Source organism: Aromatoleum diolicum, assembly GCF_012910955.1.
In the GTDB taxonomy this organism is placed as follows: Bacteria; Pseudomonadota; Gammaproteobacteria; order Burkholderiales; family Rhodocyclaceae; genus Aromatoleum; species Aromatoleum diolicum.
Genome location: NZ_WTVQ01000055.1, coordinates 12,110 through 27,897, shown reverse-complemented (window position 1 = coordinate 27,897; position 15,788 = coordinate 12,110). Strand labels below are relative to the sequence as shown.

Below are 15,788 nucleotides of genomic sequence, written 5' to 3'. Positions count from 1 at the left end.
TCAGGCGCACCGGCACGCTCGCGGCGTCGAAGTTGGCGAACACGAAGGCGTCGAGCACTTCCCCCGAGGGGCCGGCGTAGTAGCGCTTGGTGTAGCGGCTGTATTCGTGATCCGTGTAGCTCGGGATGGCCGCGAACGGCGCATTCGGGTTGGACTCGCTCCTGTCGCCGTAGGCCGCGTCGTACCACGCCGCGCCGCTCACGCGAAAGCCGGTCGTGCCTTTGTACACCACGTCGAGCTCGGACAGCAGGTCGAGGCGGTTGGCGACCAGGTCGCCCCGGTCGAAGCTGTACGTGCCCTCGTCGGTGAGCGCCGAGTTGCCGATCTTGCGGTCGCGGCTCTCCACCCGCGTCGCAATGTTGTAGCGCACCGTGTTGTCCCAGCGCACCTGAAGATCCGCGTTGCCGGTGTCAATCTCGAACGCCTGCACGCCGCCGCTCAGCGACAGCAACGCCGCCGCCACCGCCACCGCCGTCTGCCTGCGTGCGAAAACGCACCCTTGTCTCCTCGTCTCCATCGTCTTCAGCCCCTCTTATATCGTTGGCTTGAGCTATTTCGCTTGCTCCGGCGTCTGTTCGCCAGATGGTTCCATTGTCTGCCCCTCACCTACCCGACTTCCCCCCAGCGTCGGGGGGTAGAGGGGGAGTGGGGGGTAGTCAGGCTGTGCGCTCACGCAGCAGTTTCTTGTTGATCTTGCCGACGCTGGTCTTGGGAATCTCCGCGACGAAGACGATGCGCTCGGCGTCCGGCACCGCGTACTTGCTGATGCGCTTCGATTCCACGAGCCCCAACAAATGGTGGCGGATCGTCTCCACGTCCACTGTCACGCCCGGCTTGCACACCACGTAGGCCATCGGGCGCTCGCCCCACTTCTCGTCGCGCACGCCGACCACGGCGGATTCCTGCACGCCCGGCACCTCGCCGATCAGACCCTCGACCTCGATCGACGACACCCACTCGCCGCCCGTCTTGATCACATCCTTGATGCGATCGACGATCTGCACGAAACCGTCCGGACGCACCACCGCAACGTCCTGCGTGTGCAGGTAGCCCCCCGCCCACAACTCCTCGGACGCCTCCGGTTTCTTGAAGTAGCCCTGCGTCAGGAAGGGCGCGCGCAGCACGATCTCGCCCTGCGTCTTGCCGTCGCGCGGCACGTCGTTCATGTCGGCATCGACGACGCGAAAATCCACCAATGGCACCGGCCGACCGGTCAGGCAACGCAGATGCACTTCCTCGTCGAGATCAGACGTCGCATCGCCGGCCGACAGCTGCGCGAGCGCGACCACCGGCCCCGTCTCCGACATCCCGTATCCGGCGAACACATCGATGCCACGCTCCACCGCCGCGCGGCACAGCGCCGGCGACAGCGCCGAACCGCCGATGATGATCTTCCATCCGGAGAGGTCCTGATCCGCCCCGGACGGCGCCTGCAGCAGCATCTGCAGGATCGTCGGCACGCAATGCGAGAAAGTCACCTTCTCCTCGCGCTTCAACTTCAGCAGCACGTCCGGCACGTAGCGCCCCGGCAGCACCGTCCGCAGGCCCAGCAGCACTGCGATGTAGGGCACGCCCCACGCCAGCACGTGGAACATCGGCGTGATCGGCATATACACGTCCTCGCGATGCAGCCGCTGCCCCTCAGGCTGCGAGGTCAGGCTCAGGGCCGTGCCCAGCGTGTGCATCACGATCTGGCGATGGCTGTAGCACACCCCCTTCGGGTCGCCCGTCGTTCCGGTCGTGTAGAAGGTCGCCGCCTTCGTGTTCTCGTCGAAATCACGGAACTCGAAGTCCGCCGACGCCGACCCTACCAGCGCCTCGTACTCGCCCGCGAACGCCAGCGACGTCGCCGGCACCGCCTGCCCGTCGGCCATCACCACGATCTGCCGCACGGTCTTCAATTCGGGCTTCAACTGCTCCAGCAGCGGCACGAAGTCCGCATGCACCAGCACCACTTCCGCCTCGGCGTCGTTCAGCGTGTAGGCGATCTGCTGCGGCGACAGGCGCACGTTCACCGTGAACATCGTCGCTCCCATCATCGGAATGCCGAAGTAGCTCTCCAGATAGCGATGGCTGTCCCAATCCATCACCGCCACCGTCGTGCCGTGGCGCACGCCCAGCGCCGTCAGCGCCGAAGCGAGCTTGCCGATGCGTTGGCGGAACTCGCGGAAGGTGTAGCGCAGCTCCCCGCGATAGGTAATCTCCTGGTCGCCGTGCAGGCTGACCGAATTCAGCAACAGCTGCTTGACCAGCAGCGGGTAGGTATAGGCCGAGGGTGTGGCAACGATCGTGTTGTCCGGCATGGCTGTCTCCGTCGTGGTTGTTCGAGATGAAACCGGGGTGCGATCAGTGGTTGGGACTCAAATTCAGCATAGCCCTTGCACACCAACGCACAGACAGGAGAAAGCTTATTGGGGGCATGGGGCCAGCTCCCCCCCTGAAGCGAGGGGGAGTCAACAGCTAGTCATGCGACGCATGGGGGTTTTGGCGCCAGGACGACGTCTGGCTCGAGCGTGCGAAACACGCGCTTGGGTCGAACAACCGGAAACGATCCGCGATGCGTCTCCCCGCCGAGGCCGGAAATGAGAACAGTCCGGCGCAGGGGACTAGTCGACGCCTTCGAGCAAGCCCAACAACTGCGCCCGCCGCACCACATGCTTCCTGTTCGCGGCATCCAGCTTCCCGAACAGGTTCTTGAGGTGCCACTTCACGGTCTCCTCCCCTACTCCCATTGCCTGCGCGACCTCCTTGTTCGAGAGGTTGCGCGCGAGGAGTTCCAGGACCTCGCGCTCCTTGGGCGTGAGCACCATGCTCGGGATCGCGCGCGGACCGGCGGCGTCGCGGGGGGGAGTGGACGTTGCCGGGCGCAGGACGCGGGCCACGGCGATGCTGCGGCCGGGTTCGGGATAGCCGGCTTCGTCGACCGAGAGGCTGCGCGCCCAGTCGGCGATGGCAGGGTGGGCATCAACGAACACGCGTGCAAGGCCGTAGGTGTGGGCGAGGTCCATCGCTTCCCGCAGGAGTTCGCGGCCGTGTTCGCTGCTGCGGTCGAGGACCCAGGCGCGTAGCGCCATGTTCTCGATATGGGCGCGCCCGAGCTTGAGGCCTTCGGCGAAGGGGGCGGCGCGTTCGAGGGCTTCGCGGGCGGTGCGCCAGTCCTGCGCGGCGATGGCGGCGTTGGCGTGCGCCATGGTGCGCTGGAGTTCGACCATGCGCTGCCACACGGGGCCGTGTTTGCCCTCCTCACGAACAAGGAGGTCGTCGATGCGCTGGGCGAGCGCGCGGCAGGTTTCCGAGCGGAAACGACCGGCGTGCATGCGGGTCTGTTCGGCAAGGCTGACGATGCACAGGCGCGGCATGGCGCGAGCAGCGCCGATCGCGAAAAGGGTTTCGAGGAGGTCCAGCGCGCGGTGCTCGGCACCCTGCGCAGCGGCGACGCGGGCGGCGGTGCGGTATGCAAGCAGCGCGGTTTCGGGGGTGCCGGTGCGTTCCAGCACGTCCAGGCGGTTGGCGAGCAGCGCGGCGGCTTCGTCGACACGGTCGCGTTCGTAGGCCGCGGCGGCCAGCAGCGCGGCGAGCATGCACGACAGCGGATGGCGGCGGCCGAGTGCCTCGTCCGCATGCGCCAGCGCGGGGCACAGCACCTCCTCGACGAGCCGCACCTGACCTTCCCAGAGGTAACTCAGGCCGGTAATGAATTCGCCCCAGCGCGCCGAGTAGGCATAGGCGATGCCGTATTCGCCGCGCGGCACCTGCTGCTGGTGGCGGCGCGCAAGGGCGGGATCGCCACGCAGGATCGCGAGCACCGAGAGGCGATTGGCGTGCATCTGCAGCAGCCGCGGTTCGCGCGCGGGGGGCGCATCCACCCACGGCTCGAAGAGCGCGATGCATCGGTCGGGGTCGTCGGCATAGTAAGCGGCGCCGCTACCGATGAGCGCGCATTCGTAACGCAGGCCAACGTCGATGTCCGCCCCTTCGAGGATGCCCGCGACGAGGCGCTCCGCCGCATCGTGGCGTTCGCTCAGCGCCAGCACCCAGGCGGCCGCGAGCCGCAGCCGCGGGCGCCTGTCGAGTTCGGCTTGCGGCAGCAGTTCGACCCAGTCGAGAACCATGCCGACATGGCCCTGCAGCGCCGCGTCGTACAGGCATTGCTCGGCGAGGTCGAAGGCGACCTCGCGATTGCCGGCGGCGAGCGCGTGGCGCGCGGCTTCCTCGAGCATGCCGCGGTCTTCCAGCCAGCGCATGGCGCGGGTGTGCACGTCCGCCTGCTCGACGGCGGGCAGTTCCGCGAGGCGCGCGCGCAGGGCATCGCGCGCAAGCGTGTGCAGGCGGCACCATTCACTGTCGTCACCCACCGCGAAGATCGGGATGTCGCGCATCAACCGCGCCATGCGCCCGGCCGGGTCGGCGACACCGGTGAGGGCCCCGCACAGGTCGGGGTGCAGCATGTCGACCACCGAGATGCGGGTAAGGAAGGCCGCGTCCTCGGGCGCGAGCTTCGCCAGCAGACCACCGAGAAGTTGATCCTGTTGGTTGCCGGCGCGCGCGGACAGCGCATCGACGACGAGACGCGGGTCGCCGCCGCGTTCCAGCGCCGCGAGCGCAAGCTGCAGGCCCAGCGGCCAGCCTTCGATGATCTCGTGGATACGTGCGCAGGTGTCGGCGTCGACCTTGGTGCCGAAACGGTTGCGTACGAGATTGAGCGTCTCGTCGAGGCGGAAGCGCAGCGATTCCGCGCCAAGGAGGACGCAGTAGCCGTAGGAGCACAGGTCGGCGACCTCGCGGTCGAAGCCGCTGCGCGCCGCGATGACGAGACGCAGGTTGGGCGGAGCGTTGTGCAGCAGGTAGGACAGGAGCGTGAAGGAGGCATCGGGCAGGCGCTCGGCCTCGTCCACCATCAGCACGAGGTCGAGCGAAGTCTGCGCGACTTCGGCGAGCCAGGCGGTGACGCCTTCGAGCTCGCTGGCCGACGCGCCCGCGCCTTCGACCAGGATACGGCCGAAGGTGGGCCGGCCGCAGCCGGAGCGCACGGCCTGCACGAGGCTCTGCAGCAGGCGCTGCGGGTCGGTGTGTTCATCGACGGACATCCACGCGACCGCCGCGCCGCGCGCGAGGATTTCTCGCCGCCACTGCGCGAGCAGCGAAGTCTTGCCGAAGCCCGGCGGGGCCTGCACAACCACGACCTGTCGGTCGCGGAACTGTTCTTCGTCGAGACTGAGCCGCGGGCGCAGCAACAGGTGTCGCGGCGCCCGCGGCGGCGTGGTCTTGAGAACGAGTTCCGGCAGCGCCGCAGCGCCGATCGCAGTGGTCATGAGCGTCCCGACAGGTTTGGATCCCGCACACGCACCGCGGCATTCGGCTGAGAGCGCCACGCAGCGCGCCTTTGCAGCTTATACCCGCGCTCGCGCAAGGAGTGGGCAATTATAGGCATGCCCCCCGTGGGGGGGCTCCCCCCCTTCTACGAGGGGGGTGGCCCTTGCACCCCCTCTCTAACATCCGTTTCAAGTCATTCCCCATGCGAGGAGAAGCGGATGCAATACGTCGATGTCTGCCCACTGGAAAGCATCGCCCCCGGCGGCTCGCTGGCCGTGCGTGCCGGCGGTCGCGACCTTGCGCTGTTCAATGTCGATGGCGTCGTGCATGCGATCGAGAACGCATGTCGCCACGCCGGCGCGGCACTCGCGGGAGGAAAGCTGTGCGGCCGCACGGTCGCCTGCCCGGCCCACGGATGGAAATACGACGTCACCACGGGCGCACTGCTCGTGGCGCCCGAAATGTCGGTGCAGAAGTTTCCGGTCGAAATCGTCGACGGCAGGGTACGCGTCGCCGCCGGGAACGCAGCATGAGACCCAACCCGCCCTGCTTCCAGGAGTAGCCATGTATCGCCATCTGCTCGTGCCCATCGACGGTACCGATCTCGCGACCGAAACCGTCAGCAACGCGGTCGAATTCGCCCGCACCCTCGGTGCCCGCATCACCTTCTTCCACGCGCAGCCGAACCATGCGGCGGCGTTCGGCGGCGAAGCCGAGATCGTGCGCCTCACCTCCCCGGCCGACTTCGCCTACGCCTACCAGGGGCGGGCGCGCGAACTGCTGGCGAAGGCCGAATCGGCGGCGCGGGCACTCGGCGTACCGTGCGATTCCTCGACCGCGGTGAGCGACTCACCCTACCGCGCAATCATCGCCGCCGCCCAGGATGCCGGCTGCGACCTGATCTACATGGCCTCGCACGGACGGCGCAGCAGCATCGGCATGATGCTGGGCTCACAGACCTTGAAGGTGCTGGTGAATGCGGGAATGCCGGTGCTGGTCGCGGCGACGTCGAGCCCGCCGGCGACCTCGCAAGCGATCGGCATCATCCGCGACGAGCACCGTTCGCTTGCTGCGGTGCTGCACGCCTGGCTGCATCTGCTGGAATCCGACGGCAGCCCGGCGGAGGGTTCGCGCGACGAGTTGATGCGCGCGATGGTTCATTACATCAAAGCCTTCCCGGTCGCGCTGCACCACCCGAAGGAAGAGGACTACCTGTTCCGCAAGCTGCGCGAACGCACCTCGCAGTGCAACGCCGAGCTGGACGAACTGGAACGCCAGCATGAACGCGACCTGCAGCTGGTGGATGAACTGGCGAAGGCGGTGGACCGCCATGCCGCCGGCGAGGTGGACCTCGCGACCGTGAAGGAAGCGGTGAGCCGCTACGCGCTGTTCATCTGGGAACACATGGGGCGCGAGGAAGGCGTGATCCTGCCCGCCGCCCAGCGCTACCTGACCCCGGCCGACTGGGACGAGATCAACGCGGCTTTCTCCGAGAACTCCGATCCGCGCTTCGGTCGCGACACCGACGCGGAGTTCAAGCGGCTGTTTTCGCGCATCGTGAATCTCGCGCCCTCGCCCGCGAAGCAATAAAGAGCTTTACTTAAAACACACCGCGGCCGCACTTCGCGCCGCAGCAAGGAGCACACAGCATGGCCAATGCGATTCGAATCCACGAGACCGGTGCGCCGGAAGTGATGCGCTGGGAAACCGTCGAAGTCGGTGCCCCCGGCCCGGGCCAGGTCCGCCTGCGCCACGAGGCGGTCGGCCTGAACTTCGCCGACACCTATTTCCGCACCGGCCTGTATCCGATCCCGATGCCCAGCGGCCTCGGCGTCGAGGCCGCGGGCGTAGTCGAGGCGGTCGGCGAAGGCGTGACGAACGTCACCGAAGGCGACCGCGTGACCTACACCGGCTTCGTGAATACGCTGGGCGCCTACAGCACCGCACGCCTCATCTCCGCCGCGCCGCTGATCAAGCTGCCGGACGCGATCTCGTGCGAGACCGCCGCCGCGATGACGATGCGCGGCCTGACCTCGGCCTACCTGATGCGCCGCATCTGGCCGCTGAACCCGGGTGAGACGATCCTGATCCACGCGGCGGCGGGCGGAGTCGGCCTGATCGTGTGCCAGTGGGCGAAGCTGCTCGGCCTCACGGTAATCGGCACGGTCTCCAGCGAGGAGAAGGCCGCGATCGCCCGTGCCCACGGCTGCGACCACGTGATCTTCTACCGCCGCGAGGACGTCGCGACCCGCGTGCGCGAGATCACCAACGGCGTCGGCGTGTCGGTCGTGTATGACAGCATCGGCAAGACGACCTTCGAAGGCTCGCTCGCGTCCCTGAAGCGTCGCGGCCTGATGGTGTGCTTCGGCACGGCGTCCGGCCCGGTCGAGCCCTTCAACCCGCAGTTGCTCGCGATGAAGGGCTCGCTCTACCTCACCCGCCCCGCGCTCGCCGACTACATCGCCGATCCCGCGGAACGCGACGCCCTTGCCGGCGAGCTCTTCGACCACGTCGCGGCCGGCCGCATCAAGATCGAGATCAACCAGCGCTACACGCTGCAGGACGCCGTGCAGGCCCACCACGACCTGGAAGCCGGCAAGACGATCGGCTCGTCAGTGTTCATCGTCTGACCGGAAAAAGCGTTCCGACAGAGAGACAAGAAAACCACGGACTCCCTTTCAACCGACATACCAGTCAGTCCACACCTGGAGACAGCTTCATGAACCAGACGACTCAGCAAAAGCCCGCTGCACCGGCCTTCGTGCGGCCGGGGGCGTTGAACAGCTCGGTGAAGTTCGAGCCGCTCACCGCGAGCATCGGCGCCGAACTGATCAACGTAAACCTCGGCGACGCCTCGCGCGATCCGGCGCTGTTCGCCGAGATCAAGGCCCTGCTGCTCGAATACAAGGTGCTGTTCCTGCGCGATCAGGACATCACCCGAGCCGAGCACGTTGCCTTCGCCGAGCGCTTCGGCAAACTCGAAGACCACCCCGTCGCCGGAAGCCACCCTGAACACCCGGGCCTCGTGCAGATCTACAAGTCGCCCGACCAGCCGATGGACCGCTACGAGAACGCGTGGCACACCGACGCCACGTGGCGCGAGGCGCCCCCGATGGGTTGCGTGCTGCGCTGCGTGGAGTGCCCGCCGGTAGGCGGCGACACGATGTGGGCCAACATGGTGCTCGCCTACGAGCGCCTGCCCGAGGACATCAAGGCGAAGATCGCCCATCTGCGCGCCCGCCACAGCATCGAAGCGAGCTTCGGCGCGGCGATGCCGATCGAGAAGCGCCTGGCGCTGAAGGCGCAGTACCCGGACCCCGAGCACCCGGTGGTGCGCCTGCATCCCGAGACCGGCGAGAAGGTGCTGTTCGTGAACGCCTTCACGACCCACTTCACCAATTTCCACACCCCGGCCAACGTGCGCTTCGGCCAGGACTACGCCCCGGGCGCGGCCGAGCTGATGCAGTACCTGATCCGCCAGGCCTTTGTCCCCGAGTACCAGGTGCGCTGGCGCTGGAAGCCCAACAGCATGGCGATCTGGGACAACCGCAGCACCCAGCACTACGCCGTCATGGACTACGCGCCCTGCCATCGCAAGATGGAACGCGCCGGGATCATCGGCGACAAGCCCTACGGCCTGGAAGGCCCAGGCGCCTGACGCGCCCCGACACGATTCCCCCAATACATACCAATCCCTGCAAGGAGCACCTGAAATGAATTTCCTCGACGGCTCGCTGTTCCCCGAAAACCAGCAGAAACTCGTCATCACCGCCGCCCCCTACGGCCCCGAGTGGATGCCTTCCGATTTCCCGGAAGACATTCCGGTGACGATGGAGGAGCAGATCCAGAAGGCGGTCGATTGCTACAACGCCGGCGCCACCGTACTGCACGTGCATGTGCGCGAACTCGACGGCAAGGGCTCGAAGCGCCTGTCGAAGTTCAACGAACTGCTCGCCGGCATCCGTGCCCGCGTGCCGGACATGATCCTGCAGGTCGGCGGTTCGATCTCCTTCGCCCCCGAAGGCGAGGGAGATGCGGCCAAGTGGCTGTCCGACGACACCCGTCACATGCTCGCCGACCTGCAGCCGACGCCCGACCAGGTGACGATCGCGATCAACACCAACCAGATGAACGTCGTCGAGCAGATGTGCGCCGCCGACGTCGCCGGCACCTCGCTGGGAGAGCCGGCGATGTACCAGGCCTATCGCGAGATGACGATCCCGGCCGGCCCCGACTGGGTCGAGGAGCACATCCGCCGCCTGTCGTCGAAGGGCATCCAGACGCACTTCCAGCTCGCCAACATCACGCAGCTCGAAACCGTCGAGCGCATGATGCGCCGCAACGTCTGCAACGTGCCGCTGATCCTGACCTGGGTCGCCATCGGCGGCGGCTTCGATGCCCCGAACATCTACAACCTGGCGAACTTCGTCCGTGCCTGCCCGGACGGCTCGGTGCTGACGCTGGAAACCTCGATGCTCAACGTGCTGCCGCTCAACATGATGGCGATCGCGATGGGCCTGCACGTGCGCTGCGGTATCGAGGACAACATCTGGACCCAGCGTCGCGATCGCAAGATGGGTTCCGTCGAGCAGATCGAACAGCTGGTGCGTATCTCGCGCGAGGTCGGCCGCGAGGTCGCCAACGGCAAGGAAGCGCGCGAGATCTACAAGATCGGCACCTTCTACGAAGGGGCCGACGAGACCCTGGCGAAGAACGGCTTCGCACCGAACCGCAAGGCGGGTCAGGTTGGCTTCCTGCAGCACGCGGCATGATTTGTAGCACAAGGTAGTACCAATGCAGTACGGGCAAGGGGACGATTTCTGCCCCTTGCCCGCATAAAGCGCCGACCGGCGAGCGATCTCGCGACGCCGGAACGGCCACAAACAAGAGGAGACAAGCTTGGCCGCGTATATTGCAGAGGCCCTGCCGGAGGCATCGACCTCCACCCCGACCGCTCCGCGTACCTACGCCTGGATCGTGTTCGCGCTGACCTTCGGACTGCTGCTGTCCGACTACATGTCGCGCCAAGTTCTCAACGCCGTCTTTCCGGTGCTGAAGGCCGAATGGACGCTGAGCGACACCCAGCTCGGCTCGCTCAGCAGCATCGTCGCCCTGCTCGTCGGCCTCCTGACCTTTCCGCTCTCGGTCGTGGCCGACCGCTGGGGCCGCGTGAAGAGCGTGACCCTGATGGCTGCGCTGTGGAGCCTGGCCACCCTCGGTTGCGCCCTGGCAGCTAATTATAATGAGATGTTTATCGCCCGATTCTGTGTCGGTGTCGGCGAGGCGGCCTACGGCAGCGTCGGCATCGCGCTGATCCTGAGCATCTTCCCCGCCCACCTGCGCTCGACGCTCAGCAGCGCCTTCATGGCAGGCGGCCCGGTCGGCTCCGTGATCGGCATGGCCTTCGGCGGCGTCATCGCGGCCCAGTTCGGCTGGCGCTGGGCTTTCGGCGCGATGGCCGCGTTCGGGCTCGCGCTGGTCATTCTCTATGCCCTCGTCGTGCGCGAGAAACGCCTGTGCCCGCACGGCGTTAACGGCCGCGTCGCACAGCGCGCCGCCCGCCCCGGCCTGAGGATGATCTTCTCCGGACTGTTCTCGTCGGTTTCGGTGATCGCAGCCTACATCGGCAGCGGGCTGCAACTCTTCATCATGGCCGCGATGCTCGCATGGCTGCCCAGCTTCCTGAACCGCTATTACGACCTGCCCACCGACAAGGCCGGTGTCGGCGCCGCGGTCTTCATCCTGATCGGCGCCGTCGGCATGATCGTCTGCGGCATCGTCACCGACCGTCTCAGCCGTGCCAACGCGAAGCGCAAATGGACGATCGCGATGACCTATTCGCTGACTTCGGCCGGGCTGCTGCTCCTCGCCTTCCAGTTCCCGCCCGGCCCCGCGCAACTGGTGCTGCTCGGCGCCGGCATGGCGATGGTCGCCGGTACCACCGGCCCGGCGGGCGCGATGGTCGCCAACCTGACTCCGGCCCCCATCCATGCGACGGCGTTCGCGACGCTGACGCTGGCGAACAACCTGCTGGGCCTTGCCCCCGGCCCCTTCGTCACCGGCCTCATTGCCGACCGCGTCGGCCTGATGGACGCGATGCAGATGGTGCCACTGGTCGCCCTCGGCGCGGTCGCCGCCTTCGCCGTCGGCAAGCGCTACTACGCCGAAGACCTGAAGCGTATCCAGGCGCAGCAGCACTGATTTTCCTACCCCTAACCACCGCAAAAACGACGACGATGACACCCCCCACGATCCTGATCGTTCCCGGACTGCGCGACCATGTCGAGGACCACTGGCAGACGCTGCTCGCGAAGAAACTCCCCAACGCCCGCTCCGTGGCGCCGCTGGAGCACGACAAGCTGAGCCGCGCCGCCCGCGTAGCGGCGCTCGATCAGGCACTCGCCGAGATCGACGGCCCGGTGGTACTTGTCGCACACAGTGCCGGTGTCATGATCACGGTGCATTGGGCGCAACAGCACAGCCGCCCGATTCACGGCGCCCTGCTCGCCGCGCCGGCCGATCTGGAATCCCCCTTCCCGCCCGGCTACCCGACGACCGAAGCCCTGCGCGACAACGGCTGGCTGCCGATCCCGCGCCAGCCCCTGTCATTCCCGAGCATCGTCGCCGCGAGCACGAACGACCCGCTCGGCAAGTTGGAAAAGATCACCGAACTCGCAATCGCTTGGGGTAGCCGCATCGAGAACATCGGCGCGGTCGGCCATTTAAACCCGGCTGCTGGCTTCGGTGACTGGCCCGGCGCCGAGGACTACATCCGCGAACTTGTTGGCAACTAGGAGAACGTCGGACTATACGTTGAGGCTCTTGATGAACGTGGTCATGACTTCACCCGCCCAGCTTCAGTTCGAATTTGACCCTTTCAAGGCGGCGCCTCGTCGAGCAGCGCGGTCAGCCCGGCCAGGGGGCGTTTGCCTCGGACGTGATCATGGCCATGCCCTGAAACGACTCTATGTCGCAGACATCAAGCCGCACAAACACGAAGAACTGCTTTCGATTTTCGTACGGCGACAGACAAGCGCAATCCGATCGCCGGCAGCGAATATGCAATCCATGTTTTCTTGGTTCCCCTTCGGCGCCTGCAGCAATAGAGTTCGCCATTCATTCAGCATTGATAGTGAATTGGAAACCATGTCGCGCAACAAACTCATATCGCTGTCGGAGGCGGTCCGCCGCTACACCTGGGACGGCATGCAATACGCCAGCGGCGCCGCCCTGCCGGTCGGCTCGGACGCCATCGTTTTCGGCCGCGAACTGCTGCGCCAGAACCGGCGCAATCTGCATTCGATCTTTCACTGCAACACGCAGCAGCTCAACCTGCTTGCCGCGGCCGGCGCAACGACGCACGCCGAATGCGGCTTCACCGGACTGGAGGTCTTCGGCTTTGCCAACGGCCTGCGGCGGGCCGTGGAGAGCGGTGACCTCGCGCTCGAGGACTATTCCAACCTCGCGATGGCGCTGCGCCTCCTCGGCGGCGCCCTGCGCCTGCCCTTCGTGCCCGCGACCGTGAATATCGGCTCCGACCTGCAGCACCGCAGCGCCTTCGCGCCCGATGAATATCCCGCTGCGGACAAGATCCCCGCCGTCACCGATCCCTTCTCCGGACGCACCGTCGGCGCCCTCCGGCCGCTCGAACCGGACCTCGCCGCGATCCACGTCACCCTCGCCGATCCGGCAGGCAACGCGATCATGCTCGGCACCGAGTGGAGCCGCTACGAACTGTCCCGTGCCGCAAAGCGCGTCGTGCTGATCGCCGATGCGATCGTCGACGACGCCTGCATCCGCCAGTATCCGAACCTCGTGCGCATCCCGGACATCATCGTCGAAGCCGTCGTCTACTGGCCCTTCGGCGCTTGGCCGCAGGGCTCGCCGGGGATGTACGACGTCGACGAAGAACACATGAAGGCGATGAACACCGCCCTCGCGACCGTCGCAGGCACCCAGGCCTACATCGAGTCCTTCGTCGAGCCCTACACCGACATCGACGCCTACCTCGATCTGATCGGGCGCGACAAGGTCGCGGCGCTGTCGCAGACCTCGACCGGGTTCCTGCTCGACCCCTATCGCCAATGGATCAAGCCGCACGCCGAGGTGCTGTCCCTGATCGCCGAAAGCACGCTGGAGACCGCGCAATGAGCGCCGCACAAGCCCTGCCCTGCACGCGCCAGGAGATGATGGCCATCGCGACGGGACGCGAGATCCGCGACGGCGAACTCGCGATCTTCGGTGTCGGCCTGTCGATGCTCGCCGGCTACTTCGCGCAGGCCCATCACGCGCCCAACGTCAGGGCCATGACCGAAGGCGGGATCTACGGCGCCGAACCGGTAGGCGGCCTGCCGTGGGGCATCGAATGTAACCGCATCTCGAGCAACGCCACGAGCTTCACCAGCTGCCTCGACGCGCTCGGCTGCCTCGTGGCCTCCGGTCGCTGCGACGTCGGGATCATCGGCGCCGCGCAGGTCGACCGCTTCGGCAACGTCAACACGACCGGGATCTGGGACGGCGAGGACGGGCATATCGGCGACAGCTACCGCCAGCCCAAGACGCGGCTGACCGGCGCAGGCGGCGCCAATGACATCGCCTGCGGCGCGAAGCGCTACGTGATCATGCTCAACCACGAACCCAAGCGCTTCGTGAACAAGGTGAGCTACGTCACCTCGCCGGGCTATCTCGACGGCGGCGACGCGCGCGACCGCCACGGCTTCATCGGCGGCGGCCCGGCCGCGATCATCACGACGCTGGGCATCCTGCGTCCGGATCCGCTCACGCGCGAGTTTCTGCTGGACGCCTGGTTCCCCTTCTCCAGCGTCGAGGAAATCCTCGGCAATACCGGATGGGACCTGAAGGTCTCGCCGGACGCTCACGTCGTGGCCGACCCGACCCCGTCCGAACTCGCCGCCCTGCGCCGCGTCGATGCAACCGGGATGCTGCGGCGATCCTGACACGGGCAACGCGGCAGCAGAACCTGCCGGTTCAATTCTTAAATACTTCGGAGTCCTACCCATCATGGAACTGAAACTGGGCTACCAAGCCCTGCTGGCGGAAGCGAACGCCCAGGTCGATGCCATCGCGCGCGACGAGGCCGCCCGCCTCCTCGACGACCCGGACGTGCTGTTCGTCGACATTCGCGACGTGCGCGAACTGCAGCGCGAAGGCATGATCCCCGGAGCCTTCCACGCCCCGCGCGGAATGCTGGAATTCTGGGTCGATCCCGACAGCCCCTACCACAAGGAAGTGTTCGCCTCCGGCCGGCGCTTCATCCTGTATTGCGCCAGCGCCTGGCGCTCGGCCCTCGCCACGGCACAGCTCGCGCGCATGGGCGTGCCGCGCGTGAGTCACCTCGAAGATGGGTTTTCGGCGTGGAAGAAGGCGGAGCTTCCGGTGGCATTTCCGCAGGGGAAATGAGCTGTTCCTGACGATTGCGGTCGAAAAGTCGATCGCTTCACGAAAAAGCGCCCGGCTTGCCGCGTCTGGCCGACGGCCCCTTGCATGCCCGCGCGACGTAGCCTATACGTACCTCTTGCAGTACCCGCCTGCTTTGGCCTGATCGCAAGGCTCCCCGACCCACAACGCGGCGCGCACGCACGACAAGGACCCATGGATAAACTCAAGCTTACCTACTTCGACTTTTCCGGCGGACGGGCGGAGCCTGCGCGGCTGGCCCTGCACATCGGCGGAATTCCGTTCGAGGACAATCGTTTCGCGCCTGGCGATTTTCCAGAGATCCGCAAGACCGCTCCGCTGAACCAGGTGCCGACTCTTCACATCAATGACGTGCAGGTCACCCAAAGCGACGCGATTACGCGCTATGCCGGGAAACTTGCCGGGCTTTACCCCGAAGACGACCTTCAGGCGCTGTACTGCGACGAAGTAATGGGCGCGCTGGAAGACATCAACACAAAGCTCGGAGCGACCTTTGGAATGACCGGGGATGTGCTGAAAAACGCCCGCGAGGCCCTGGTAGCGGATGCGTTGTCACGTTATTTGCGATGGCTGCAGAACCAGCTCGAAGACCACGGTGGCGAGTTTTTTGCGGACCATCGCCTGACCGTGGCCGACCTCAAGGCCTTCGTCATCCTACGCTGGCTTGGCTCCGGCAAGCTGGACCACATTCCAGCCGACCTGATCGAGACCGTGACGCCAAAACTCGTGGCCTTCATGGACCGGATCGCCGGGATTCCTGCCATCGCGCATTATTACGAGACGCACGGGTCGTAGTGATGTAAGCGACCGGGGAACTCATCTTGACGGAGCGCAAGCGCCATGAGGGGATTTCCTCGTACTTCCACCAGCACGGCTACACTCGCATTCCGGACGGTCATCTGCCGCCTCCGGGCGAGTGCCGTGTCTGGTATCCGGACAGGCCGGCAGGTATGGCAGGTGATATATCTATTTAATTCAATAATGTTCGCGCGATATATATTGCTGCGTTTGACTGTGCTGCGACTGAAATGATGATC

Annotated in this window: 14 protein-coding genes; 11 read left to right on the top strand and 3 right to left on the bottom strand. The window is 66.1% G+C overall.

Going from position 1 to position 15,788, the window contains the following annotated elements; translation table 11 throughout:
• From GPA25_RS21150 to GPA25_RS21140, 3 genes are all read right to left on the bottom strand, one after another.
• Window positions 1-517, bottom strand: a 517-nt coding sequence (locus tag GPA25_RS21150) for a DUF1302 domain-containing protein (RefSeq protein WP_169262388.1), incomplete at its 3' end; no start/stop codon positions are given.
• Between the two features lie 139 nt (window positions 518-656).
• Entirely contained in the window at window positions 657-2,303 is a 1,647-nt protein-coding gene (locus GPA25_RS21145) for a fatty acid--CoA ligase (protein ID WP_169262387.1), read from the bottom strand.
• A 303-nt stretch (window positions 2,304-2,606) separates the two neighbouring features.
• A complete protein-coding gene (locus GPA25_RS21140; protein ID WP_169262386.1) occupies window positions 2,607-5,312 on the bottom strand; it encodes a winged helix-turn-helix domain-containing protein in 2,706 nt (901 codons plus the stop codon).
• Between the two features lie 219 nt (window positions 5,313-5,531).
• Here GPA25_RS21140 and GPA25_RS21135 point away from each other — a divergent pair, with 219 nt between their 5' ends.
• The 11 genes from GPA25_RS21135 to GPA25_RS21085 all read left to right on the top strand — a co-directional run bounded on the left by GPA25_RS21135 (window position 5,532) and on the right by GPA25_RS21085 (window position 15,546).
• Window positions 5,532-5,846, top strand: a complete 315-nt coding sequence (locus GPA25_RS21135) for a Rieske (2Fe-2S) protein (RefSeq protein ID WP_169262385.1) — start codon at window positions 5,532-5,534, stop codon at window positions 5,844-5,846.
• Window positions 5,847-5,877: 31 nt separating this feature from the next.
• Entirely contained in the window at window positions 5,878-6,903 is a 1,026-nt protein-coding gene (locus GPA25_RS21130) for a universal stress protein (protein WP_169262384.1), read from the top strand.
• A 59-nt stretch (window positions 6,904-6,962) separates the two neighbouring features.
• A complete protein-coding gene (locus GPA25_RS21125) occupies window positions 6,963-7,943 on the top strand; it encodes a quinone oxidoreductase family protein (protein WP_169262383.1) in 981 nt (326 codons plus the stop codon).
• 89 nt (window positions 7,944-8,032) lie between these two features.
• On the top strand, window positions 8,033-8,971 hold the full coding sequence (locus GPA25_RS21120; RefSeq protein WP_211163271.1) for a TauD/TfdA dioxygenase family protein: 939 nt from the start codon (window positions 8,033-8,035) through the stop codon (window positions 8,969-8,971).
• Between the two features lie 55 nt (window positions 8,972-9,026).
• The gene (locus GPA25_RS21115; protein WP_169262382.1) at window positions 9,027-10,085 is read left to right on the top strand and encodes a beta-keto acid cleavage family enzyme; all 1,059 of its coding nucleotides are present in this window, start codon (window positions 9,027-9,029) and stop codon (window positions 10,083-10,085) included.
• 127 nt (window positions 10,086-10,212) lie between these two features.
• The gene (locus tag GPA25_RS21110; RefSeq protein ID WP_169262381.1) at window positions 10,213-11,514 is read left to right on the top strand and encodes an MFS transporter; all 1,302 of its coding nucleotides are present in this window, start codon (window positions 10,213-10,215) and stop codon (window positions 11,512-11,514) included.
• 35 nt (window positions 11,515-11,549) lie between these two features.
• A complete protein-coding gene (locus GPA25_RS21105) occupies window positions 11,550-12,107 on the top strand; it encodes an RBBP9/YdeN family alpha/beta hydrolase (RefSeq protein WP_169262380.1) in 558 nt (185 codons plus the stop codon).
• Between the two features lie 352 nt (window positions 12,108-12,459).
• Window positions 12,460-13,464 (top strand): CoA transferase subunit A, encoded by a 1,005-nt coding sequence (locus tag GPA25_RS21100; RefSeq protein ID WP_169262379.1) that lies wholly within the window; start codon window positions 12,460-12,462, stop codon window positions 13,462-13,464.
• Window positions 13,461-14,270, top strand: a complete 810-nt coding sequence (locus tag GPA25_RS21095) for a CoA-transferase subunit beta (RefSeq protein ID WP_169262378.1) — start codon at window positions 13,461-13,463, stop codon at window positions 14,268-14,270. The genes GPA25_RS21100 and GPA25_RS21095 overlap by 4 nt, the downstream gene beginning before the upstream one ends.
• 64 nt (window positions 14,271-14,334) lie before the next feature.
• Entirely contained in the window at window positions 14,335-14,733 is a 399-nt protein-coding gene (locus GPA25_RS21090; protein ID WP_169262377.1) for a rhodanese-like domain-containing protein, read from the top strand.
• Window positions 14,734-14,925: 192 nt separating this feature from the next.
• A complete protein-coding gene (locus GPA25_RS21085; protein WP_169262376.1) occupies window positions 14,926-15,546 on the top strand; it encodes a glutathione S-transferase in 621 nt (206 codons plus the stop codon).
• Window positions 15,547-15,788 lie beyond the last annotated feature (242 nt).